The following is a 23,769-nucleotide window of genomic DNA, read 5'->3' as shown; positions in this document are numbered from 1 at the left end:
TGCTTGCCCTAGTGCTTGAGGTCGATGGCCTGATCCAGATGCAGGATCAGCTTGTCAATTTCGGCCACCGTGTTGTAGTGCGCGATCGACACCCTGATGACGCCGCCCTGGCGATCCAGTCCCAGCGCCTCGATAAGGCGTTTGGCATAAAAGTCGCCGAACCGGATGCCGATGTGGAACTGATCCAGGTGTCGCACCACGGGTTCTGACTGCCTATCGCTTATCACAAAGCTGATGGTTGGAACCCTGGCGCCATCGGTGGCCGTTGGCAGGCCCACGATACGCACGCCAGGCTTGATGCGCAGGTAGGCCAGCAGGCGCTCGGCCAGCGCGTCCTCGTGCTGCTCAAAGGCGTCAAAGGCTGTCTGCATGCGTTCACGCTCCGAGCCGTTTGATCCGAGCGCCGTGCCCATGGCCACGAGGTAATCGGAAATTCCGATGCAGCCATAAGACAACTCGTAGTTCACGTTGCCCGGCTGCAGCTTGTAAGGCAGCACGTCCGGCCCGATGAAGTAGTGGTTCAGACTGGGCATCTGTAGCAGCAGTTCGCGCTTGCCCCACATGACCGCGTAGTGCGGGCCAAACACCTTGTAAAAGCTGAACACATAAATGTCCGCGCCGCTGGCTTGCACGTCCACGAGCCGGTGCGGGGCATAGGCCACCGCGTCGACGCACAGGCGGGCGCCGGCCTGGTGCACCAGCTCGGCCACTTTCGCAACCGGGTTCACGGTGCCCAGGATGTTGGAGGCATGCGTCATGGCCACCCAGCGCGTACGCGGGCTCAGCAGCTTTTGCAGATCGCCCAGATCGAGCGCCAGCGTGTCGAGGTTTACATTCCAGAACCTGATGACCGCACCGGCTTTTTCCAGCCGTGTCCAGCCGCCGATGTTGGCTTCGTGGTCGGAGTTGGTGACGATGATTTCGTCGCCGGGCCGGATGCCCGGCAGCAGCGCCTGCGTGAAGAAAAACATCAGGCTGGTGGTGGCGCCGCCCATCACCACTTCATCTTCATGCACTGCATGGATGAGCTGCGCCACCGAGCGGCGCGCTGCCAGGACTTTTTCTCCCGCAGCCTGCGACTGCGCGTAACTCGCACCGAGCTGCACGCTGCTGGTCAGCAGGTAGTCGCGCACCCGGTCAGCCACCCGGGTCAACACCTGCGAGCCTCCCGCGTTGTCCAGAAAAATGCAATCGCCGGCCAGTGCCGGAAATTCTTTGCGCACCAGATCAAGGTTCAATGCCGTCATAAGATTATTTGCCCAGTCAGTGGTGAATTGCCTGCAGGAAAGCCTTGGTGCGGGCTTCCCGCGGAGCAGTAAAAAATTCTTCGGGCCGTCCCTGTTCGACCACCCGGCCTGACTCCATGAAGATCACGCGGTCGGCCACGCGGCGCGCAAAGCCCATCTCGTGGGTGACGATGACCATGGTCACGCCCGAACGTGCCAGGATTTGCATCACGTCGAGGACCTCGCCGACCATTTCAGGATCCAGCGCCGAGGTGGGTTCGTCAAACAGCAGCACCTTGGGCTCCATCGCCAGCGCGCGCGCAATGGCGACCCGCTGCTGCTGGCCCCCTGAGAGCTGCGACGGCAGCTTGTGGGCATGCTCGGCCAGACCGACCTTGGCCAGCAGTGCGGCTGCGCGCTCGTCAGCATGGCGCCGGCTCATGCCGCGCACACGCAGCGGGCCCAGGGCCACATTGCGCAGGGCCGTCAAATGGGGAAACAAATTGAAGCTTTGAAACACCATTCCCACTTCCGCGCGTACCAGTGCCAGTGACCTGCCCCGGATCACAGGTTGGCCGTCAACCCGCACCTCCCCCTGCTGGTAATCCTCCAGCAGGTTGATGCAGCGAATCAGGGTTGACTTGCCCGAGCCCGAAGGACCCAGCACCACTACCACTTCGCCTTCGGCGATGTCCAGGTTGATATCGTGCAGCGCTGTGAATTCGCCATACCTTTTTTGGAGGTTGCGGATCTGGATAAGCGCCGTGTTCGTTGTGTTCATGGTGTCCATGGGCTTGGGTGCGCTGTCTGCTTGAGCGGGTTGGGTGGGGCTATCGGCTTGATGCATGATGGCGCGCTTCAAAGTAGCCCACCAGTCGCACCAGCGGGAGCAGCAGCAGCAAGTACAGCAGCGCCGCGCCAATCAGCGGCGTGGGGTTGGCGGCCAGGGCTTGCGCCTGTGTGGCCTGCTTGAGCAAATCGGGCATGGCCACCACGGAGGCCAGCGCCGTGTCCTTCAGCACATTGATGCAGTTGCTGGTGAGCGGCGGGACGACAATGCGAAACGCCTGCGGCAGCACCACATCACGCATGGTGCAAAAAAAATTGAGTCCTATCGCTTCTGCTGCCTCAAACTGGCCTCTGGGCAGCGCTTGAATACCGGCGCGGAAAATTTCAGCGGTGTAGGCGCACGAAACCAGCGACAGGGTCAATACGGTCGAGGCGAAAGAGGACAACCGTATCCCGATGAAAGGCAGGGCGTAGTACACCAAAACCAGCAACACCAGGATGGGAATCGAGCGGAACACGTCGATGTATATGCGCGCCACGGCGCGAAGGGGCAACGTGCCATAAAGCCGGAGCAGTGCCATCAGCAAACCGCTGACCAGGCCAAGGAGAATGCTGACGACGCCCAGCAATATGGTGGTCACCAGTCCCCTCATCAGCATGGGGAGCGCGCCTTGCAATACGGTCCAGTTGAAAAATGTGTCTATCAAATTCATGCGGCTGTGCCTGTCTTTGCCTGCGTGGGATGGTCTTGCGCGTCAGCAAGCGCTGATGCCACGCACTTCACGGCCCTGAGAGTCAGAGCTTGGGAACGTCCATGACCTTGACTGAAGAAGAGTCTGCGGGCGGCGCCGTGCCAAACCATTGCTGGTGGGCCTTCGCGATAAATCCATCTTTTTTCATTTCCGTGAGGATGTCATTGATCCTGCCGCTGTCAGCCCAGTTCTTGGCCATCATGAAGGAATAGCGTTCGCCCGTAGGGATGCGCGCGGCAATGCGGTACTGCGGCTTGTCCTTGATGTAGTACGCCACCGCCGGAATATCACTGATGTAGCCGTCAATGCGGCCCGAGGCCAGGTCCAGCATGGCGGGTGCCAATCCCTCATAGCGCGAGATGCCGGCAATCTTGTATTTGGCGGTGTTTTGCGTGGCAAAAATGTCGCCGGTTGAGGCGGTGTCGACACCCACGGTCTTGCCGGCGGTGTCCTCAAGCTTGTTAATTTTTGATGTCTTCAGGACCGACAGGGACTGATCGCTGTCGTAGTAAGGCTGGGCGAAGGCCACCGACTCCAGTCGCTTGGGCGTGATGGTGATTGAAGATAGCGCAATCTGAATGCGGCCAGACTGCACGGCTGAAAACAGACCGTTGAACGGAATGTTTTCAATCTGTACTGTCTTGCCCGCCCGCTTGGCGACTTCATTGACGAGGTCAATTTCAAAGCCGACGATCTTACCGCCTGCATCCTGGAATTCCCATGGGACGTTGCCGATGTTGGCACCGACAGTCCAGTCGGCAGCGAGCGCCGGTACGCAAGTAGACGCTGCAAGCGCGATGATCGCGGCGAGTTTCTTAACTTTCATGCTGTGTAACTCCGGGTGTGGGTAAGGGTTGAGGTTGCCGGCATTGCGCGTGCGTCTGCTGTCCGGTGAAGTCACTCTATCAGAGTAGATCATTTGATTCAATAATGTTTTCCATGAATGTTTTACATCAAAATGGTGCGAATGAGTAAAGGTGCACGGCTATGGCGCGATGAGGCGTGCTGTTGCACCATCTTGGGGCAAATAAGGTGTCTTCCCGGATTCGTCAGCGGCAGTTATGTGCTTTTGAGACGTGGCTGCAAGGAGGAAATTTGCTACAAATTTGTTGTCCGTTGCTGCGACAAGAAATTGATTTGTTTTCAATAGATACTTACGCGATATGCAATAAAAAGGGAGCTTTTTTTCAGTGTGTGAAAGGGCTGCGGCGCGTTTGATGTGCCCTGCGGCTGGCCGCTGAAACTGATATCACCCCCGACAACTTGCGGCAACCCGGCGACGGCAAAGGGACTGCGTGCGGCCTGGTTGACGCCTGCCGGCCTGGCCCGATCTCAAAGCCCTGCAGCCGCGAGCCGCCAAAAACCGCACGTATACTTATTTTTTTAAGGCTGCAGCACTGCGGTGTGAACAGCCCGCCGTCTTCCCGGCATCCGCCCTATCGCATCCTGACTTCCCACTGCATGTGACCACTGGCTCTGCCCCCATTCCCGCGCCTGTGCGGCGTTCCATCTTGCTGCTGGCATTTGCCACCTTCGCCAGCATGGCGGCGCAGCGCATCTGCGACGCCATGCTGCCCGAGCTGTCGCGCGTGTTTGCCGTCGGCCTGGCGCAGGCCGCGCAAGTCGTCTCTGTGTTTGCCATCGCCTACGGCGCGGCGCAGCTGTTTTATGGCCCGCTCGGTGACCGGCTGGGCAAATTTCGCGTCATCACTTTTGCCACGCTTTTTTGCAGCGTTGGCAGCCTGCTGGCGGTGTTTGCCGCCACGCTGGATGCGCTGGTTTTCGCGCGACTGTTGATGGCGCTGGGCGCTGCGGCGCTGATTCCGCTGTCGATGGCCTGGGTCGGCGACGCGGTGCCGTCCGACCGGCTTCAGGAAATGTTGACGCGCACCGGGATGGGCAGCACCTTCGGCATTGTCGGCGGCCAGTTGGCCGGTGGTTTGCTGACCGATGCCCTGGGTTGGCGCTGGGCATTCGGGTTTATGACGCTGCTTTTTGGCGTAGTCGGCGCGCTGCTGTACATCGACTTGCGTCGTCAGCAGGCGGCACCAGCGCTGGCTGAAGTTCATAGCCGGCCGGCGCTGCGCCATGGATTTGTGAAGCAGGCGCTGATCATCGTCACCGGCAGTTGGTCGCGCACCATTTTGCTGATGGCGCTGGTGGAGGGCGCTGTGGGTTTTGGCGTGCTCGCCATGTGGGCTTCGCATCTGCACCGCTCGCTCGGGCTGTCGCTGTCGCTGGCTGGCGCCCTCGTCGCCTTGTTCGGCCTGGGCGGAATGCTTTATATGGCCATCGGCCCTCACCTGATTCGCCGCTTCAAGCAGCAGCATCTGGCCTTGATCGGCGGCGCGATTGTGGGCGTGTGCGCTCTGCTGCTGGCTTACACCCCCCAGTGGCCACCCGCCATTGTGGCCAGCCTGCTGGCCGGTTTTGGTTTCTTCATGTTTCACAACACCTTGCAGGCGCACGCCACGCAAATGGCGCCCGAGGCACGCGGCACCGCGGTATCGCTGTTTTCTTCTTTCCTGTTTCTGGGTCAGTCGCTGGGCGTGGTACTGGCTGCGGCCTTTATAGACCGATTGGGCAGCAGCGCCGTGATTGCGCTGGGCGGGGTCGCCATGGCGGCGGAAGGTGTGTACTTTGCCTGGGCGCTGCGGCGGCGGGCTGCCGCAATGCGTCCGATTTGAGCGTATTGGGGCAGGGCAGCGACCGCGCGCAAGTCATCCGCCCAGCCGCGTCCCTTGTTTGATTTTTATTGCGCCTGAAAGCCGCTGTCCTTGATGATGCGCGCCCAGGTTTTTGCATAAGCGCGCTCGCGGCTGGCCAACTGCTGCGACGCCATGTAGCCCACGCTCAGTCCCATCGCGGTCAGCCGCTCATGCACCTCGGGCAGAGCAACCACCTTGGCGACCGCTTCTGAAAAACGCTCAATCGCCGCCTGGGGCGTGCCGGCGGGCGCAAAAATGCCGTAGTAAGGCACATCCTCGAAGCCCGCCAGTCCCAGTTCGGCAAAGGTTGGCACGTCGGGCAATGCTGCCTGACGCTTGCCGCCCAACACTGCCACCACGCGGATCTTGCCGGCCTTGTGGTTCTCGATGAAATCGGGCACCGAACCGATACCGGCGTTGATCTGGTTGCCCAGCATGTCGGCAATCATGGGCGCGCTGCCCCGGTAGGGGACAGCCTGCAGGTCCAGCGCGTACTTTTCGCCAATCACCTTGACCAAAAACTCCGGCACCGAGGCTGGCGCCGGCACGCCCACAGCGCCTTTGCCCGCCCCCTGCTGGCGCAGCCAGCTGACATACTCGTTCATCGACTTCGCCGGCGTAGCGCCCGACACGGCTAGCGCATTGACAAAGGTGGCAAAACCCGCCACCGCCACAAAATCGTGCGCCGGATCGAAACCCGGTGTCTTCACCACCAACGGCAGGATGGAAATGGTGTGGTCATGCGACAGAAAAAAGGTGCCGCCATCAGCCGGCGCCGCCTTCAGCGCCTGCGCCGCAATCTGCCCACCGGCGCCGGCGCGGTTTTCCACAATGACGTTGGTGCCGAGCGCGTCTTTGAGCTTTTCGGCCAGGGTACGGGCAATCACGTCGGTACCGCCGCCCGGCGGAAAGCCGACCAGCAAGCGGATAGTCCCGCTTTGCGCCTGCACCAGCCCGGTCAGTAGAAAGGCAGTGAGGGCAAGGGTGTTGCGCAGCGCGCGAAATGCCTGGTTGAGAGAAGGTCTGCGCATGATGATTCCGGTGGGTGCGTAAAAAAATTGACAAGCAAGTTGTAGCAAGACTATAAAGCTGGCCCTAGCCAGGCGCCGAAGGATACAGGCGCCGCAGCACGTCGCGCATCATGACTTGCAATTCGTCGGCCATGGGGGCTGTGGCCTGCAAGGTAGTTTGCTGTGATCGTGCATTTGCCCAAAAGCGCCCGAGCCACTCTTTTTTATTCTCAAGGGCTGCGGCCACCTGGGTTTTCCAGAAACCTTCGCTGTCCATGGGAGGCGTAAGACCACGATCAAGGCCGCAAACCGCAAGGTAGCGCAGCAGCCCCGCTTGCGCCATGGCCTGCAGCATGTCGTCACGCAGTTGGACCAGTGTCGTGCCCGCCGGACTGGCCCGGTTCTTCCAGGCCGCGCCGGCAAACCCGGCGCTACCGCCAATCAGCGCACCCAGCGCCGCTGCCGCGCCCAGCGTCAGTCCGCCCGTCACCAGATCAATCGAGGCGCCCGAGGCTGCTCCCGTGGCAGCGCCCGCCAGGCCGGCTTCTGCCCGGTTGATTGGTGACTGAACATCGAACTGGGCGATCAGCGGCTGCTCCAGCATCGCGCCTGCAGCCTCATCGATGCCGTGCAGGCGCAGCAGCTCGGCATGCGCTTGGCGCATCGACTGCTGCAGGCGCTCGACCACTGCGGCCATTGCATCTTTCCTAGCCTGCGCATCGGCTTGCCGGTCGGCCGTGCTGATCAACCGCTTGACGAAGGGAAGCGCGCTGTTCACGGCTTCAACTTCGCGCGCGGCACTATGCAATTGCGTGGCGATGATTTGCATCGATTGCGCAAAGCGCTCGTCATTGCGCTGCAGCCAGGCGTTGGCCAGTCGAGTAAAGCCCGGCCTTTTAAGATTCGGCAGGCAGCGGGCGATGGCGTTCAACAGCATGGGATCCTGCACCCAGCATTGGGCGAAGCGATCAAAGCCCAGCACTTCGGTGCTCAGGCCCAGAGAGCGCACTTTGGTGCGGCACCGCTCAACGGCAGCTGCGCGGTCGGCTACAGCATTGACCAGCAGCAGCGTTGGCTGGCTTGGGCCGGCAAGGGCTGGCAGGGCAGCGTCGATATCGTCCGCGTCACGCACTACCAAAAGCAAGGCATCGCTGTCGTCATTCGCAGGCACCGGCGTGCTGTTTACCGACCGGGCTGAACCCGAACTGCGCGATGCAAGCAGCCGGCCAAAAGTCCGGCCTGCCCAACTCGCAGGCGCATGGTTCACCTGCGGTAGCGGCTGCGGATTGCCCGATAACGGGATGCTGGCAATACAAAGTTCTTCGCCGCTGTTGGTGCGGACCAGGGTTTGCAGCCTGCCTTGGGCGCTCTCTAGCGTATGCAGCGATGGCGCGCGTGGCCGCAAGACGTGAAGCAGCGCAGCGCTGTCTTCGCCGCGCAGTGCCCGCATGCCGAGCTTGATTCGCGTGGGGTTCAGCATGACCAGCAGCCGCTGGTAGTAGGGGTCGGTCAGCTTGAGCACGATGCGGCGCGACAGCACCCGCTCGCGCCATCCGGCAAACAGGGCCAGCGCCAGGCGTGGCACGATCACCACGACGGCCAGCAAAATGACATAGATATAAACCCAGCGCGCACCGGCCACGGCACCATTGCCCTGGCTGAATTGCAGGCTGGCAATGTCCTGGACAGAAAATGGCTGAAACTGAAAAAGCGCCATGGCCGGCATCAGCAGCACGCGCAGGATGGCATGCACCTGGCTGGCGTCAAGAAAGGTGCTTTCCCAACCGACGCGGTATTCCACCACCAGACCCCGGGTAAAAAGAGACAGGGCAATGCCCAGGGCCCAGCCGGCCGCTGCAAGGTGCAAGACCTTGCGCCAGCGCTGGGCATTGAGCGCGCTGGTCGCGCCGTACCAGCGCCGCATGAACTCTGCCGTCACCTTGGTACGCAACTGGCCAGCCCGGCGCTGCCAGCCGCGCCAGCTTTCGGCCCACCGCATGAAGGATGCAGAAGATTCAGGTGATGCAGGTGATGCATGACTGCGCCGCTGCAGGACATAACTGGCGATGAGCACGCCGTAAATCAGCAGATTCCACGCAATGATCAGCAACAGCGGCAGCGACAACAGGTCGACCCGATGCGGGTTGGCAATGCGGTCCGTGGCTGCGCCAAAAACCACCGCCGCCAGGAACGCGACCAGGGCGAGCCTGTGCGCCCAGGGGCTGTACTCTTGCAGCGAGGCCAGCGCCGGGTCGCGGTTTTCAACCACGCGCAAGACCTGTTGCGTCCGTTCGCGCAGAAACGCCTCGACATGGGCCGCCACACCGGGCGCGCCTTTGGTGGTGGATTGCAAGGCCAGGCGATCAATTTCATCGCGCTCTACCGGGCTGAGCAGCTTGCCCTGGGCGTCGCTGGTTTCAATCGCCTGCACCAGAATCATTCGACGCGCCAGTGGCTCTTCGGTCGTGATGCTGGTGGGTGCTGTGCTCATAAATGGATTATGCAGAAGCGCTTATTACGCCGGGTGGGTGAATCGGATAAATAGCGCTGCATCAGAGGACTGCGACACGCTGCAACAAGGCGCTGGCGGGCCCAGACCTAAAATCGCGCCATGAAAACGCTTGTATTGCGCGCCAAAACCTTCGCCGCCTCGTTGCCCGGCCACCTGCGTCATCTACGCCATCTACGCCACCCGACCCGGCGCGGCATCGCCTTGTCGCTGGCTGCGCTGCCGGTGCTGTTGCTGCTGTATGTGTTGATCCTGATTCCCTTCACCCCCAGCATCCGCGACCTGCGTAAGGCCAAGTCCGAAAAGCCCGCCGTGGTGCTGTCGGCCGATGGCAAGGAGCTGGCCTTGTTCAAGCGCGCCAACCGCGACTGGGTCAAGCTGACCGACATCTCGCCCAACGTGGTGGCCGCGCTGATTGCTACTGAGGATCGCCGCTTCTTTGAACACCACGGCATTGACCTGAAGCGGACGGCCTCGGCTGCCCTGAACACCGTCAAGGGCGATCTGCAGGGCGGCTCGACCATCACGCAGCAGCTGGCGCGCAACCTTTATCCTGAAGAGATTGGCCGCGCGGCCACGCTGACGCGCAAGATCAAGGAGGCCATCACGGCGCTGAAAATCGAGGCGGTCTACAGCAAGAACGAGATTCTGGAGACCTACCTCAACACCGTGCCTTTTCTCTACAACGCCTACGGCATTGAGATGGCGGCGCGCACCTACTTCGACAAATCGGCCGACACGCTCGATGTGCTGGAGAGCGCCACGCTGATCGGCATGCTCAAGGGCACGAGTTACTACAACCCGGTGCTTAACCCCGAGCGCGCGGTGCAGCGCCGCAACACGGTGCTTGGCCAGATGGTCAGGCACCAAAAGCTGGACGCGGCGAAGTTTGAGGCCCTGAAGAAAAAGCCGCTGAAGGTCGATTTTGAGCGGCAGGCCGAACCGCTTGGCCCGGCACCGCACTTTACCCAGCAGTTGCGGCGCTGGTTGATTGAATGGGCCGACCGCAACGACTACAACATTTACGCCGACGGGCTGGTGGTGCGCACCACCATTGATTCGCGGCTGCAGCGCATGGCCAATAACGCGCTGACGCGGCAGGCCAGCCGGCTGCAAAGCCTGGCCAGCGCGGAGTGGGGCCAGCGCTCGGGCTGGGCCGCCAAGAGCGGTCCGAAGCATGAGCTGGTGCTGGCTTTCGTGCGCGATACACGCCAGTACAAGGCAGCGCGCGAGGCCGGCCAGACCGAAGCGCAGGCGCTCAAGCTGCTGCAGGCCGACGCGGACCTCATGCAAACCCTGCGCGAAGACAAGACCCGTTTGCAGGCCGGCTTGCTGGCGATGGACCCGCGCAACGGCCATGTGATGGCCTGGGTCGGCAGCCGCGACTTCACGCAAGACCAGTTCGACCACGTCAGCCAGGCGCGTCGCCAGCCCGGCTCTACCTTCAAGCCCTTTGTCTACGGCGCCGCGTTTGCCAATGGCGCCAAGCCGACCGACGGCCTGGTTGACCAGGCGGTGGAAATTGCGCTGGGCGACGGCACCTTCTGGCGGCCCGGCGATGGCAAAGCGCCCAGCGGCGCCACCATGAGCTTGCGCGACGGCCTGGTGTATTCCAAAAACACCATCACCGCCCAGGTGATGCAGAGCGTCGGCCCGGCGCGCGTCGCCAAGCTGGCGCGCGCCATGGGCGTGCGGCAAAGCAAGCTTGAAGAGGTGCCCTCGCTGGCGCTCGGGACCAGCCCGGTGACGCTGAAGGAGATGGTTTCGGCCTACAGCACGATTGCCAACGACGGCCGCTATATCGAGCCGATGCTGGTCACGCGCATTGAAGACCGCAATGGCGTGGTGCTGGAGGAGTTTCAAACCAAGTCGCCGGAAACCGCCATGCCGACCCCGGTGGCCCACACGCTGCTGGACGTGATGCGCGGCGTTGTCGACCGCGGCACCGGCGCTGCAATTCGCAGTCGCTTTGGCATTCGCGCCGACCTGGCCGGCAAGACCGGCACCACGCAGGACAACACCGACGGCTGGTTCTTGCTGATGCATCCGCAACTGGTGGCGGGCGCCTGGGTTGGCTTTAACGACAACCGCGTCACCATGGGCGACCGCTGGGGCCCGGGTGCGCAAAGCGCGCTGCCCATGGTGGGCGAGTTTTTCGCGCAGTCGGTCAAAACCAAGCTCATCGACCCGCTGGCGCGCTTTGCCGCACCGCTACAGGCTGGCCAGCCTGATCCGACGCTGGCCCCTGGCAACGAATCGCTCAATGGTGGCTTGTTGAATGGCGAACTGGCGCCCGGTGTGGAGCCGCCACTGGACAGTGCGTCCGGCGCCGAAGCCGGCGCAGCGCCAGAATCCGGCGGGCAGCCGGTGATCCGCTACACGACAGTGCCCGGGCCCGCGCTGGATGCGCCGCCGCCAGAACGCGCGCTGCAACTGCCCGAGCCGAACGGCGAGGGCTCCTCCAACGTCCCTTTTCCGCAGGCGCCGGCGCGTCGCGACCCGGCGCCGGAATCCGGCGGCGCCGGCCCCGCGCCGGGCGAGGTCAGGGAGCCCGAGGCCGCGGGCCAATGAGTCGGGTTGAAAGTCGGTTTCAAGGCCGCCTCAGACCTGAAGCTGCGGCGCTTGACCGGGCATGTAGCTATTAAAAACATAGCTGCTTGCGCCCGTATTCATTGGGCTAGAGCTTGATTTGGCCCTCGGCTCCCGCCTGCGCCTGAATGATGAATTGAGGCAATACACTCACAGGCTGCGCGCGATCTTGTCCAGGCCGGTCTGGGCGCAGGCCGCGTCCTTCTCGCCGCCGGGGGCGCCCGAAATGCCGATGGCGCCGACCAGTTCCTTGTTGGCCGCGAAGATCGGCAGCCCGCCTTCAATCGGGGTGATGCGGTCCAGCAGCATGAAGCCTGACAAATTGGGCTGGGCGCGCTTGCCCATCTCCAGCGTTGACGCGCGTGTGGTGAAGGCGGTGTAGGCCTTGCGCATGCTGTTTTCGATGGTGTGCGGATTCACGCCGTCATCGCTCAACACCACGGCCGTGCGGGCGTGGCGGTTCAGCACCGTAATCGTCACCTTGTAGCCGTCGGCGCGGCAGCGCTCCAGGCTGGCGGTGGCGAGCTCCATCGCGGCGGCCAGAGAAATGCTTCGCTCGGTCATCAGACCGGCGGCTGCCGGTGGTGCCTGCGCGATGGCGCAGCCGCTGGTCAGGGCGGCCGCCAAAATAAGGCTGGTGGTTGTGGTTTGCATGGTTTGTCTCCGGTGGTTATTGTTATTTGGTGGTGCTGGCCTGCAGATTAGTCTTGAAGAAAGCCACGGTGCGTTCCCACGCCAGCTTGGCGGCAGCGGCGTCATAGCGCGGCGTGGTGTCATTGTTAAAGCCGTGCTGGGTGCCAGCGTACTGGTGCATGGTGTACTTCACGCCAGCCGCCTTCAGCGCAGCCTCGTAGGCGGGCCAGGCGGCGTTGATGCGTTCGTCTTCGCCGGCCAGCTGCACCAGCAACGGCGCCTTGACCTTGGCGGCGTCTTCTGGCGCCGGCGTATTGCCGTAAAAAGGCACGGCGGCGTTGAGCTCGGGCAGGCGCGTCGCCAGCAGGTGCGCAATGCCGCCGCCGTAGCAAAAGCCGACCACGCCGAGCTTGCCGCTGGCATCGCTGCGCCCCTTCAGCCAATGGGCCGCGGCAATGAAGTCTTCGCGCGTCTTGGCCTGGTCCAGCTTGGCAAAGGCTTCGCGCGCCTTGTCTTCGTCGCCCGGGTAGCCGCCCAGCGGCGTCAGCGCGTCGGGCGCGAAGGCCATGAAGCCGTCCAGCGCAAGACGGCGGGCGATATCCTCGATGTGCGGGTTCAGGCCGCGGTTTTCGTGAATCACCAGTACCGCCGGCAATTTGTTGCTGCCGGCGCCGGCGGGGCGCACCAGATAACCTTTGCAGCTGCCGTTGCCGGCGGACGAGGGGTAGGTGAGCAGTTCAGTTTTGAGCCTGGCGTCGTTTTTGGATACTTGCTGGCCGGCGGCAAAGTCAGGGCTTAGCGCGGCCAGCAGGCCCGCCGCTGTCATGCCGAACTTGGCAAACTTCTGCGCCTGACTCAGAAATCCACGTCGGTCCAGGCTGCCGTGGACATAAGCGTCGAAGAGTATGAGCAGTTCCTGGTCAAAGTCCTGGGCGGTCAAACGAGGTGGCATGGCGGGCTCCTTTTAGACGGAATTGCAGCATACCGCGATGGCGAAAATCGTGTCGAGCCCGCCTGCCATCGACCGTGCCACGCGGCGCTGCTGCGACCGCCATGCTTTAAATGCTATCAAACCGATAGCTACTGACGCCCGTGAATATTGGGCTAGAGGCTTTTTTTCTATTTGAAACAGGAAAAAAAACGCAGGGCGGCACAATCGAAGCTTCAGCTTGAGCGCAAAGGGACAGTGCAACACATGATTTTTGAACAATTGCTAGAGCAGGCGCTGTTTACGGCTTACCGCGTCGGTGCCTACGCGCTGCTGCATCTGATGGACGACCCGGCGTTGCTTGCCATCGTGTTCTGCTAGCTATAAAAACAATAGCTGTTTGCGCCTGTGGCTATTGGGCTAGAGCCCTGTTTATGCCTGAAAACTAGCCGAATCAACTGGAAAAGGTAGCGCTCCGTTGGCGATCGCGTTGCACTCACAGGGTTTGCCCAAAAACCTATCGGCCAATTAGATTTTTCGCGTAGCGCATACTTTCTCTTCGCACTTTCGCTTGTACAAGACACGGAGTCTCCGAATGAAAGAGTCAGCAGGCTTTTATGCGTTTCCGGCTTTGCTCGGCTTGGCGCTGCTGTCGGTATCGGTCCTGGCGCACGCGCAATGGGCGCCCAGCAAACCGGTTGAATTTGTGGTGCCTGCGGGAAGCGGCGGCGGCGCCGATCAGATGGCGCGATTTCTGCAAGGGGCGATTGCTAAAAACAACTTGATGACGCAGCCCATGGTGGTGGTGAACAAGGCCGGCAACGCAGGTGCAGAGGGCTTTTTGTACATCAAGAACGCCCCCGGTGACGGGCACAAAATTGTCATCACGCTGTCTAACCTGTTCACCACGCCGTTGGCTACCGGCGTTGCGTTCAACTGGAAAGATCTGACACCCATCAATATGCTGGCCCTGGACGAATTTGTGCTGTGGGTGCATGCCGAAAGCCCTTTCAAAACCGCCGGCGATTTCGTCCAGGCCGTGAAGAAAGGCAAACCAGGCCAGTACAAAATGGGCGGCACGGGTTCCAGGCAGGAAGACCAGATACTCACTGCGGCGATTGAGAAGGTCGTGGGTAACAAGATGACTTACCTGCCTTTCACGGGCGGCGGTGATGTCGCGATGCAATTGGTATTCAGACGTGTTGACGCCACGGTGAACAACCCGATAGAAGCGGTGACGCACTGGAAGTCAGGCAGCTTGCGGCCAATTTGCGTGTTTGACAGCGCCGCCATGGCTTATCCGAGAGCCATCACTTCTACCCATTCCTGGAAAGACCTGCCAAGCTGTAAATCGCAAGGTCTGGATGTGGAATATCTGATGCTGCGCGGCATCTTCATGGGGCCGGGCGCGACGGCCGACCAGGTGGGGTTTTACGTTGAGTTGTTCAACAAGGTGCGCGAATTGCCCGAGTGGAAACTGTTTCTTGAAGGCGGCGGGCTAAAGGGCACAGTGCTCTCCGGAAAAAATTTTCAGGAGTGGCTGCTCAAGGCGGAAGCAGAACATTACCGGCTTATGAACGAAGCCGGCTTTCTGGTCAATAGCCAGGCTGCATCACCTGAATCTGGCGACAAGCGAGAGCTGAAAACAGACAGGTCTAAATCCGGTGGCTGGAACTGGATCTGGAATTGGTAGATGTTGGGCTGAAGGGCTCTAGCTGCGGCAATAGCGGCAATTACCGCAAGAGCGGCAGGGCGTTTCAATTAAAAACTGCGGTACAGCATGTAAGTGCCCAGCAGCATCAACATGCCGGCAAAGCCACGTTTTAGCGACTGGATGTCGAGCCGGTGCGCAGCCCTGGCGCCCAGCGGCGCCGTGCTGACGCTGGCAACGGCAATCACCAGGAGGGCGGGTAAGTAGACAAAGCCCAGCGTGAACGGCGGCATGTTGGGCGTGTTCCAGCCGTTGATGATGTAGCCCAGCGTACCGGCCAGGGCAATTGGGAAACCCAGCGCGGCCGAGGTGGCGACGGCATTGTGAATCGGCACGCTGCACCAGGTCATGAAAGGCACGGAAATAAATCCGCCGCCCGCGCCCATCAGCCCCGACACTGCGCCTATCACGCCACCGGCGGTCAGCATGCCCGGGGTGGCGGGCAGGGACCGCGCCGCTTTGGGCTTGAGGTTGGCCAGCATCTGAAACGACGAAAAATACAGGAAGCCGGCTATCACCAGGCCCAGCAGGCGGCTGTTGAGGTGCGCCGACAGCCAGGCACCCAGGTAGGCGCCCAGCAAAATTCCCGGTGCCAGCGCCCAGACAATGGGCCAGCGCACCGCGCCAATTCGGTGGTGGGCGCGCACCGACGACAGCGATGAAAAACAGATGGTGGCCAGCGACGTGCCAATGGCGGTATGCACGATAAATTCGGGCCCGACGCCCTGTCTGGCCAGCACCCAGGTCATCACAGGCACCATCACCAGACTACCGCCTATGCCAAGCAGGCCGGCCAAAAATCCGGCGAAGGAGCCGAGCAGCAAAAGCTCGACGATCAGCAACGGGTCAAGAAGCATGGAGTTGCATGTGTTGCATGTGTTGTGAGGGGTAGCCAGTTCAGCCACCTCGTGCCTGAGAAGCTTTATCGCAGGGGCGTATCTTATAGCGATGCGTCACTGACGCCATGGCTTCAACGCTCCCAATCCCTTGACATTGCTTTGCCGCATGCGCACTATCAATGCCGGAAACGGCAGTTGAACGCATTCAATCTAGGTCAATAAGCGGCCATCCGGCGTTTTCAGGTTTAACGTCCATACCCGTCGTGGCGCGGCTTGCTGCACATTGCCTAAACCCTGACCAAAGGTTGCCTGAAGCTTGTCTTAAGCAGTGCCCTTACTTCTTATGAGGAACTAACATGCTGGAAACATTACGCCCGGATCCTACCTTCCATCCCTCGGCACGCCTGGCGATGGAAGCTGAAGCTGAACATATTGCCTACACAGTGCTTTTGTCACCCGACCAATCGCGGCCCGATGCGTTGGCCACTGTCGATGTAGACCCGACGTCGAAAACCTACGGCATGGTGCTGAGCCGTCTCGACATGCCCAATCGCGGCGACGAATTCCATCACTTCGGCTGGAACGCCTGCAGCTCGGCGCTTTCGCCCATGTCGGGCCACGCTTTTCTGCAGCGCCGCTACCTGATCATTCCGGGCATTCGTTCGTCGCGCATATATATTGTCGATACCCAGCCGAATCCGCGCGAGCCCAGACTGGTCAAGACGATAGAGCCGGAAGAGGTGTTTCGCAAGACCGGCTACTCGCGTCCGCACACCGTGCACTGCGGGCCCGAAGGCATCTACATCAGCACCCTGGGCGGCGGCGGCAAGGACGGTACCGAAGGGCCGCCCGGCGTCTTCATCATGGACTGTGAAACTTTCGAGATTCTCGGGCGCTGGGAAATTGACCGCGGCCCGCAAAAGCTGCACTACGACTTCTGGTGGAACCTGCCGCGCGACTACATGGTGTCCAGCGAATGGGGGCTGCCGCCGCAGTTTGAAAACGGCATTGTTGCCGAAGACCTGCTGGCCAACAAGTACGGTCACTCGGTGCATTTCTGGGACCTGCGCGCCCGCAAGCATGTGCAGACCATCGACCTTGGCGCAAATCACCAGATGGCGCTTGAGATCCGCCCGGCGCACGACCCGACGCGTGAATATGGTTTTCTTGGCGTGGTGGTCGATACCACCAACCTGGAAGGCTCGATCTGGACCTGGTACCGCGAAAACGGCAAGTTCCAGATTAAAAAGACCGCCACGATTCCGCCCGAGCCGGCCGACGCAGCGAAGCTGCCCGCGCTGCTGAAAGGCTTTGGCGCCGTGCCACCGCTGATCAGCGATATCGATCTTTCGCTCGACGACCGCTTCCTCTACGTCGCGTGTTGGGGCACCGGCGAGTTGCGGCAGTACGACGTCACCGACCCGATGAAGCCGACGCTGGCCGGCAGCGTGCGCATAGGCGGCATCGTGAACCATGCCAGGCACCCCAACGGCAAGCCTTTCGGCGGCGGCCCGCAGATGACCGAAATCAGCCGCGACGGCAAGCGCGTTTACTTCACCAACTCGCTGTACAGCAGCTGGGACACGCAGTTCTATCCCGAGGGCGTCGCGGGCGTGCAGGTGATGTGCAATGTGGGCGCGAATGGCGGCATCGAGCTCGATCCGAAGTTCTATACCGACTTCGGACCGGATTACGGCGCGCATCAGATTCGCCTGGAGGGCGGCGACTGCTCGACCGATTCGTTTTGCTACCCCTCGGCATAAAACCCAGTTAAACCCCAGTTAAAACCAGGTTGAAACCAAGTTGAACGCGACCGCTGCGCTCTGGCTCACGGTCGTTGCGGTCGGTTTGTACCACGGGCTCAACCCGGCGATGGGCTGGCCGCTCGCAGTCGCCAATGGCATGACGAAACAGCGCGCCAGTGCCGTGGTGGCAACGCTGCTGCCACTGGGAGGTGGGCATTTCATGGCGATGGCGGTGGTACTGATCCCGTTTGCCTGGCTCAGCTGGTATGTGGAGTGGAGCCGAACAATCCGCCTGGGCGCAGGCGGACTGGTGCTGCTGTTCGGCATCTTCAAGCTGGTGCAGCGGCGCCACCCGCGCGCGCTGGCGCGGATTCGCCCGACGCAGCTGGCCTGGTGGTCGTTCCTGATGGCCACTGCGCATGGCGCCGGGTTGATGCTGGTGCCCCTCATGCTGGGCCTGTGTGTCACGGCGCCTGCTGCCGAGGCGATAAGCGATGTGGGCCACGCGACGGTCATGAATTACCTGGCGCAGTCCAACGCCGCCACCGCCGTTGCGGTCGCGGCGCTGCACACGCTGGCAATGATGCTCGCAGGCCTGAGCATGGCCTGGACCGTGTACCGCTATCTCGGCTTGCCTTTTCTGCGCCGCGTCTGGCTGAATCTGGACCTGGTGTGGGGCTGGAGTCTGGTCATCGCCGGCGCGGCTGGTGTCGGCATGGCACTGTGACTTCGTCCCAGGCAGCTAAGGGCAGGCGTCACCTGTAAGCCCCGGCGAAGCAAACGCATTCACCGGCCCAGGCGAAGGGCGCAAAGTGCCCATTGCGCGTGCCGGTCGCGTCGTCCCAGTCGATGCCGAAAACGTGGAATTTGCTGCGCGTCGCCTTGGCGAGAGATCGCCGGCTATTGGCGGGATACACGGTGTTGTCAACGCAGATGGCTTGATTGAGATCGGCTGCATTCGCGATTCCCTCTCTCCGCGACGAACGAGTCGCAGCCGTTCTGATGCTTGGGCTGATTGCCGCTGGTCTGGTCAGGTTGCTGCTTGTCGCGACGTAGGCTGTTACTTCGACGTTTTTTGGGCTGGCTGGCTCGCCTTGACGTTCTGGTAGTGCGCGCAAATCGCAGCGATGAGGGACTGTGCATAGGCGGGCAGGGCGTTCTGTTCCCGCACCAGGATGTAGCGCTCGCGCACGCTCCAGGGCTCTCGCAGCTCGATCAGCGCCAGCTGCATGCTGTGCTGGTTGCGCCGCGCCGCGCTTTCGGGAACGATGCCGATGCCCACGCCCGCGCCTATCATGCGGCACATGGCGTCAAAGCTGCTGAGCTGGATGCGCAGCTTGAGTGGCTTGCCCAGCGACTCGGTCACCTGCGCCAGAAAGGTCTGCAAGGTGCTGCCCTGTTGCATGCCCACGGCATCTTCGTCCAGCGTTTCGGCAAAGGCGATAGCTTTATGCCTCGCAAAACGGTGGTTTTTGGCGGTGACCAGCACCAGGCGGTCGGTGCTGAAGTGGATCGCCTGCAGGCCCAGCATATCGACTTTGCCGGCCACGATGCCTATGTCGGCGCGGCCGTCGAACACGCCTCTGGCGATTTGAGGGTTCGGCTTTTCCTGAAGGTCAACATTCACCCCGGGGTTGTCTGTCAGGAAGCCAGGAAGGATTTCAAGTAGGAAATCCGTGACTGCCGTGGTGTTGGCGAACATGCGTACATGACCGCGCAGGCCGCCGTTGTATTCCTGCAGGTCGGTGCGCAACTGGTCCACCTGGCGCAGCACGCCGCGCGCATGGTGCTGACGCGCGCATCAAAGTTCTGCAGAAGCCTTCCTATAGTCAAGCACTTGATCCGGTATCGGAAAATAGTATTTGTTGTGCGTGGGTCAGTGAATGTAATCTCGAAGAAATCGGTGTAGGTCAGGGTATTTACACCTCACATCATTTCTATTGGAGACATCAGATTCATGGCATTCACGACAAAACTTCCTCCCCAAAACTATATTGACGGCCAGTGGGTTGATCCTGCCTCTGGTGAGGCTATCGACATGATTTGCCCGAGTGACGGGCATGTGATTGGAAAAATCGCACGCGGAGGAGCGAAAGACATAGGTCTCGCTGTTGCTGCAGCACGCCGTGCATTCGAAGGCGAGTGGGGGCGCACAACTGCCACCGAGCGTGGACGGCTACTGTCCCGCCTTGGCGCGGCCATTCTGGCTCACCAGGACGAACTGGCAGAGATCGAGGCCAACGACACGGGCAAGCCGCTGAGACTGGCACGCAGCGATGTGGTGGCCACGGCGCGTTATTTCGAGTACTACGGCGGCGCAGCCGATAAGGTGCACGGTGACACGATTCCATTTGTGGACGGCTACCAGGTCATGATCGTGCGCGAGCCCCGCGGCGTCACCGGCCACATCATTCCCTGGAACTACCCGGCGCAGATGTTTGGCCGTACCCTTGGTGCGGCACTGGCCACGGGCAACGCGACAGTGCTTAAACCCGCTGAAGAGGCCTGCATGAGCATTGTGCGTCTGACGCAGCTGGCCGCAGAAGTGGGTTTTCCGCCCGGCGTGATTAATTTGGTGACGGGCTACGGCGATGAAGCCGGGGCCGCGCTTTCAAGTCACGCAGGGATCGATTTCCTGTCCTTCACCGGCTCACCGGAGGTGGGCGTGCTGATCCAGAAGTCTGCCGCAGAAAACCACGTGCCGTGCGTCCTCGAGCTGGGTGGGAAGTCGCCCCAACTGGTGTTTGAAGACGCTAACGTCGAGAAGGCCTTGCCGGCGATCATCAGCGCCATCATCCAGAACGCTGGGCAGACCTGCTCGGCCGGCAGCCGGGTGCTGGTGCAGCGCTCAATTTATGAGACCTTCGTCGCGGCACTGGCCACCCGGATGAATGCCGTGCGCGTGGGCTCCCATAAAGCAGACCTGGATCTGGGGCCGGTCATCAGCAAGGTTCAGCTTAACCGTGTGGCCGGCTTTCTTGAGCGCGCCCAACGTGACGGTATTCCAGTCATCGGCGAAGGGCGCCTGGATGCTAGCGCGGGCGAAGGTGGCTTCTTCGTGAAGCCTACCTTGCTGGGGCCGGTGCCGGTTAGCCATGAACTGGCGAGAGAAGAAGTCTTTGGTCCGGTACTGGTGGTGATTCCGTTTGACGACGAAAACGACGCTCTGCGCATTGCTAACGGCACCGACTACGGTCTGATTGCCGGGGTCTGGACCGAAAACGGTGCGCGCCAGCTCCGCGTGGCCAAAAAACTGCGTGTCGGCCAGGTCTACGTGAATGGTTACGGCGCCGGTGGCGGCATCGAATTGCCATTCGGTGGTTTCAAGAAGAGTGGTCATGGTCGCGAGAAGGGCTTCGAGGCGCTGCGCGAGTACACAGTGGCGAAGACGATCGTCTTGAACCACGGTTGAGTTCGCATAAAAATTTTCACAAAAAAAATGGAGACAAATATCATGTTGAACACCAAGGCCGCAACCTGGGGCGTCATGGCGCGTGTCGCAACTACAGTGGCCGTCATGGCCATCGCTGCACTATGGAGCAGTACGGCAGCCGCCGAAATGAAAATCCGGCTTGGTCACGTATTTGCGATTAATAGTCCGGTGGACGAAGCGAGCAAGGAATTTGCAAAACTGGTGTCTGACCGCACCAAGGGAGAGATCGTGATTGCGGTTTTTCCCAACAGCCAGCTCGGCGGAGACGAAGCACTGGCGCGCGAGCTGTCACGCGGATCGCTGGAACTCGCGTTCCTGAATCCAGGCTCGCTTGCCGGGCTCGATCCACTGCTGGACATTCACTATCTGCCTTACATCGCTACCAACTTCCAGGAAGCGGATGCGATTTTCTACAACCCCAACGGGATCCTGCAGAAAACACTGCGCGCTACGCTGGCCAAACACAAAATGCAGACGCTTGGTTTCTTCGAGCTCGAGTTTCGCGCGGTGACCAATTCAAAAGTCGCCGTCGAGAAGGTCGCCGACCTGAAGGGACTAAAGCTACGTGTGCCGGGCTCTTCGGGGATCAAAGGGTTTTTTGAGGCTGCGGGCGCGCAGGCAGTCGCCATGCCCTTCCCCGAACTTTTCACTGCACTTCAGCAGGGAACGGTTGATGGTCAGGATAACGGAGCAAGCATCACTTATAACTCGCGCCTTTTCGAAGCGCAGAAATTCATGACGACGACCAACCATGTGTACGCCATGGGCGCCATCACGGCGGGTGAGCGTTCGTGGGCAAAGATGACCGACGAACAGAAGAAAATTCTGCAGGATGCTGCTGCGGAAGTAGCGGTGAAGCAAATCCAGAAAAATCGGGACCAGAACGCCCAGTTTCTCAAAAACATCGCGGCCGGTGGCGTGAAGGTGACGGCGCCTAGTCCAGCAGCGTTTGCTGAATTTCAGCGTGTCGGTCAGATGGTCTGGGACAAATTGGCACCAATCTACGGTGCTGAGCGTATTGCGGCCCTGCGCGAAGAAATCCGCAAGGTACGTGGCAAATGAGCGCAGGAGTTTTCATAAACCCCAGTGCACCGTGGTTCGATTGGATCGATGGATTGGAGTTTCGGGTGTTCCAGGGCGAGCGCTGGGTGTGCATCGCCAGTCTCCTGGTGATGGTGGTCACGGTGTCGATCAGTGTCGCGGTACGTTATTTCAATTTACCCATTCCCAACGTCGCAGAATGGGCGATGGTTGCTATGTCGCCACTGACCTTCGTCGGCGCAGCGATGTGCAGCTACACCCAGTCGCACATCGTCGTTGACGTGGTGAAACTGGCGCCACAGGAATGGATCCGCCGCACGGCGCGTGGGATAGGCGCAATAAGCCTACTGGCCTTTGCCGGCGTTTACTCCTGGCTGGCCTACGTTTTCTTCCAGGACATGCGGGTCTCTGGCGAGCGAATGCTCGACATGGGGACGCCTGTTGCGCTGCCCATCTTTTTTCTGCTGGCCGGCATGGTGCTGATGCTGTTCCATGGTGCCGTTGAGCTGTGGCGTGTGCTGACCGGGCGGCCCCCGGTGACTGAAGAGGACGTCGCATGATTGCCATCGTCCTTTTTGCCCTGCTGGTACTCGGAGTACCGGTGGGCATTGCGTTTGCCCTGATTGTCATGTCCCAGGCCAAGGCCTGGAACATTGATCTTTCAGCGCTGGCCTCTATTCCTTATGACACCATTTCCAGCTTCCCGTTGCTGGCTGTTCCGCTGTTCCTGCTTGGTGGCGAGCTGATGAATCGGGGTGGCCTGATCCGCCAGCTCACTGCGGTATGCGATATGTTTCTCACCTGGTCAAGGGCGCCACTGGGACACATCATGATTGCCGCTAGCGCACTGATGGGTGCTATCACGGGGTCCTCCGTGGCGACTGTGGCCGCCATCGGCGGCACGGTTGGCAAGGAAATGGCCGGGCGCGGTTACCCGCTGGGCTACACAGCCGCGCTGAACGCGTCAGCTGGCCTGCTAGGCGTGCTGATTCCACCGTCAATACCGCTGATCTTGTACGGCTCGATTGTGGGCGTGTCGATCACGCAGCTGTTCCTGGCCTCGACCCTGCCGGGCATCGTGATGATGATTGCGTTCGGCATCGTGCACACAATTCTGGCTAAGCGGGTGTTACCTGGTGGTCGCGAAAGTGTTCCGCCCGCTGGTTTTTCGGCCAGTGCCCCGCGCGGCACGCCGGTGACCCGCAAGCTGTCGATCCTGACCCGCTCCATCCCTGCGCTGATGCTGCCCGTGCTGGTTCTGGGCGGCATCTACTCCGGTGTGTTTACGCCCACCGAAGCGGCGGCGATCGCGGCTCTTTATGCGCTGCTGGTGACGGTGCTTGGCCGCATGACGAAGTTCAGCGATCTATCGGGTATTTTTGGCCGCGCCGCGCTGTCGTCGGCGGCGATCCTGGTGATCATCGGCTTTACCAGCATCTTCAACCGGGCTATGGTGCTGGAGCAGATTCCGCAAGCAATTGCGACCTTTGCGACCAGCTTCACCGACAGTGCAATCGTCTTCCTGCTGGTGGTGAACCTGGTGCTGCTGCTGGTTGGCATGTTCATGGAAACCAATGCCGCCACGCTGCTGATGGGTCCGCTGCTGGCTCCGGCAGCCGCCAAATTCGGTATCGACCCCGTGCACTTCGCCATTATTCTCGTCACCAACATCGAAATCGGTCTGCTGACCCCACCGATGGCGGCCAACCTGTATGTGGCGGCGCGCACTATTGGCTCGGACCTTCTCAGTCTGCTCAAGCACCTGGGCTGGTTTCTGTTCGCGGCGCTGGCTGTGATGGCCACCATTACTTACGTGCCACAGCTTTCGCTCTGGTACCGCTATTTTCTCTGACTTC

The 23,769-nt window shown here is 61.0% G+C and carries 18 protein-coding genes and 1 pseudogene; 9 read left to right on the top strand and 10 right to left on the bottom strand.

From position 1 onward, the window contains the following. Window positions 1-8: 8 nt before the first annotated feature. The 4 genes from HHJ18_RS02530 to HHJ18_RS02515 form a co-directional block, all read right to left on the bottom strand. Complete coding sequence (locus HHJ18_RS02530) at window positions 9-1,247, bottom strand: cysteine desulfurase-like protein (RefSeq protein WP_296911211.1); 1,239 nt, start codon at window positions 1,245-1,247, stop codon at window positions 9-11. A 16-nt stretch (window positions 1,248-1,263) separates the two neighbouring features. Continuing rightward, the gene (locus HHJ18_RS02525; protein ID WP_366558794.1) at window positions 1,264-2,007 is read right to left on the bottom strand and encodes an amino acid ABC transporter ATP-binding protein; all 744 of its coding nucleotides are present in this window, start codon (window positions 2,005-2,007) and stop codon (window positions 1,264-1,266) included. Between the two features lie 49 nt (window positions 2,008-2,056). After that, window positions 2,057-2,728, bottom strand: a complete 672-nt coding sequence (locus tag HHJ18_RS02520) for an amino acid ABC transporter permease (RefSeq protein ID WP_296911208.1) — start codon at window positions 2,726-2,728, stop codon at window positions 2,057-2,059. 82 nt (window positions 2,729-2,810) lie between these two features. After that, window positions 2,811-3,593: a transporter substrate-binding domain-containing protein gene (locus tag HHJ18_RS02515; protein ID WP_296911206.1), complete on the bottom strand. Its 783-nt coding sequence runs from the start codon at window positions 3,591-3,593 to the stop codon at window positions 2,811-2,813. Between the two features lie 637 nt (window positions 3,594-4,230). Here HHJ18_RS02515 and HHJ18_RS02510 point away from each other — a divergent pair. Then, complete coding sequence (locus tag HHJ18_RS02510) at window positions 4,231-5,454, top strand: MFS transporter (RefSeq protein ID WP_296911204.1); 1,224 nt, start codon at window positions 4,231-4,233, stop codon at window positions 5,452-5,454. A gap of 65 nt (window positions 5,455-5,519) precedes the next feature. On the opposite strand, the gene HHJ18_RS02505 is transcribed toward HHJ18_RS02510, so the two are convergent. Together HHJ18_RS02505 and HHJ18_RS02500 are read right to left on the bottom strand one after the other, a co-directional pair. Next, complete coding sequence (locus HHJ18_RS02505) at window positions 5,520-6,506, bottom strand: Bug family tripartite tricarboxylate transporter substrate binding protein (protein WP_296911202.1); 987 nt, start codon at window positions 6,504-6,506, stop codon at window positions 5,520-5,522. Between the two features lie 64 nt (window positions 6,507-6,570). Then, a complete protein-coding gene (locus tag HHJ18_RS02500) occupies window positions 6,571-8,976 on the bottom strand; it encodes a DUF3482 domain-containing protein (protein WP_296911200.1) in 2,406 nt (801 codons plus the stop codon). A 120-nt stretch (window positions 8,977-9,096) separates the two neighbouring features. Here HHJ18_RS02500 and HHJ18_RS02495 point away from each other — a divergent pair, with 120 nt between their 5' ends. Then, window positions 9,097-11,565, top strand: coding sequence for a transglycosylase domain-containing protein (locus tag HHJ18_RS02495; RefSeq protein ID WP_296911198.1), 2,469 nt, complete (start codon window positions 9,097-9,099; stop codon window positions 11,563-11,565). 168 nt (window positions 11,566-11,733) lie between these two features. Here the strand turns inward: HHJ18_RS02495 and HHJ18_RS02490 are convergent, their stop codons facing one another. After that, window positions 11,734-12,237 (bottom strand): heme-binding protein, encoded by a 504-nt coding sequence (locus tag HHJ18_RS02490; protein WP_296911196.1) that lies wholly within the window; start codon window positions 12,235-12,237, stop codon window positions 11,734-11,736. Between the two features lie 22 nt (window positions 12,238-12,259). Next, window positions 12,260-13,168, bottom strand: a complete 909-nt coding sequence (locus HHJ18_RS02485; protein ID WP_296911193.1) for a dienelactone hydrolase family protein — start codon at window positions 13,166-13,168, stop codon at window positions 12,260-12,262. A gap of 571 nt (window positions 13,169-13,739) precedes the next feature. On the opposite strand from HHJ18_RS02485, the gene HHJ18_RS02480 reads away from it, so the two are divergent. Next, entirely contained in the window at window positions 13,740-14,837 is a 1,098-nt protein-coding gene (locus HHJ18_RS02480; RefSeq protein WP_296911191.1) for a tripartite tricarboxylate transporter substrate-binding protein, read from the top strand. 68 nt (window positions 14,838-14,905) lie between these two features. Here HHJ18_RS02480 and HHJ18_RS02475 read toward each other — a convergent pair whose 3' ends face one another. Then, on the bottom strand, window positions 14,906-15,712 hold the full coding sequence (locus tag HHJ18_RS02475) for a sulfite exporter TauE/SafE family protein (RefSeq protein WP_296911190.1): 807 nt from the start codon (window positions 15,710-15,712) through the stop codon (window positions 14,906-14,908). A gap of 338 nt (window positions 15,713-16,050) precedes the next feature. Between HHJ18_RS02475 and HHJ18_RS02470 the strand changes: the two genes are divergently transcribed. Next, window positions 16,051-17,457, top strand: a complete 1,407-nt coding sequence (locus HHJ18_RS02470; protein ID WP_296911188.1) for a selenium-binding protein SBP56-related protein — start codon at window positions 16,051-16,053, stop codon at window positions 17,455-17,457. A gap of 40 nt (window positions 17,458-17,497) precedes the next feature. Beyond that, entirely contained in the window at window positions 17,498-18,166 is a 669-nt protein-coding gene (locus tag HHJ18_RS02465) for a hypothetical protein (protein ID WP_296911186.1), read from the top strand. 333 nt (window positions 18,167-18,499) lie between these two features. Here the strand turns inward: HHJ18_RS02465 and HHJ18_RS02460 are convergent. Further along, window positions 18,500-19,228: pseudogene (locus HHJ18_RS02460) on the bottom strand (LysR substrate-binding domain-containing protein); the annotation flags it as partial. A gap of 168 nt (window positions 19,229-19,396) precedes the next feature. On the opposite strand from HHJ18_RS02460, the gene HHJ18_RS02455 reads away from it, so the two are divergent. From HHJ18_RS02455 to HHJ18_RS02440, 4 genes are read left to right on the top strand one after another with little or no spacing between them, the layout of a single operon-like run. Continuing rightward, a complete protein-coding gene (locus HHJ18_RS02455) occupies window positions 19,397-20,851 on the top strand; it encodes an aldehyde dehydrogenase family protein (RefSeq protein ID WP_296911184.1) in 1,455 nt (484 codons plus the stop codon). A 42-nt stretch (window positions 20,852-20,893) separates the two neighbouring features. Further along, window positions 20,894-21,934 carry a TRAP transporter substrate-binding protein gene (locus HHJ18_RS02450; protein WP_296911182.1) on the top strand — a complete coding sequence of 347 codons (1,041 nt, stop codon included), beginning with the start codon at window positions 20,894-20,896 and terminating at the stop codon, window positions 21,932-21,934. Next, the gene (locus tag HHJ18_RS02445; RefSeq protein WP_296911180.1) at window positions 21,931-22,473 is read left to right on the top strand and encodes a TRAP transporter small permease; all 543 of its coding nucleotides are present in this window, start codon (window positions 21,931-21,933) and stop codon (window positions 22,471-22,473) included. Before HHJ18_RS02450 ends, HHJ18_RS02445 begins: the two co-directional genes overlap by 4 nt. Continuing rightward, complete coding sequence (locus tag HHJ18_RS02440; RefSeq protein ID WP_296911176.1) at window positions 22,470-23,765, top strand: TRAP transporter large permease; 1,296 nt, start codon at window positions 22,470-22,472, stop codon at window positions 23,763-23,765. The genes HHJ18_RS02445 and HHJ18_RS02440 overlap by 4 nt, the downstream gene beginning before the upstream one ends. Window positions 23,766-23,769: the final 4 nt, after the last annotated feature.

Source organism: Polaromonas sp., assembly GCF_012927455.1.
Taxonomy (GTDB): Bacteria; Pseudomonadota; Gammaproteobacteria; order Burkholderiales; family Burkholderiaceae_C; genus Polaromonas.
The sequence above is the reverse complement of the archived record's forward strand: the minus strand, read 5'-3'. Positions and strand labels throughout refer to the sequence as shown.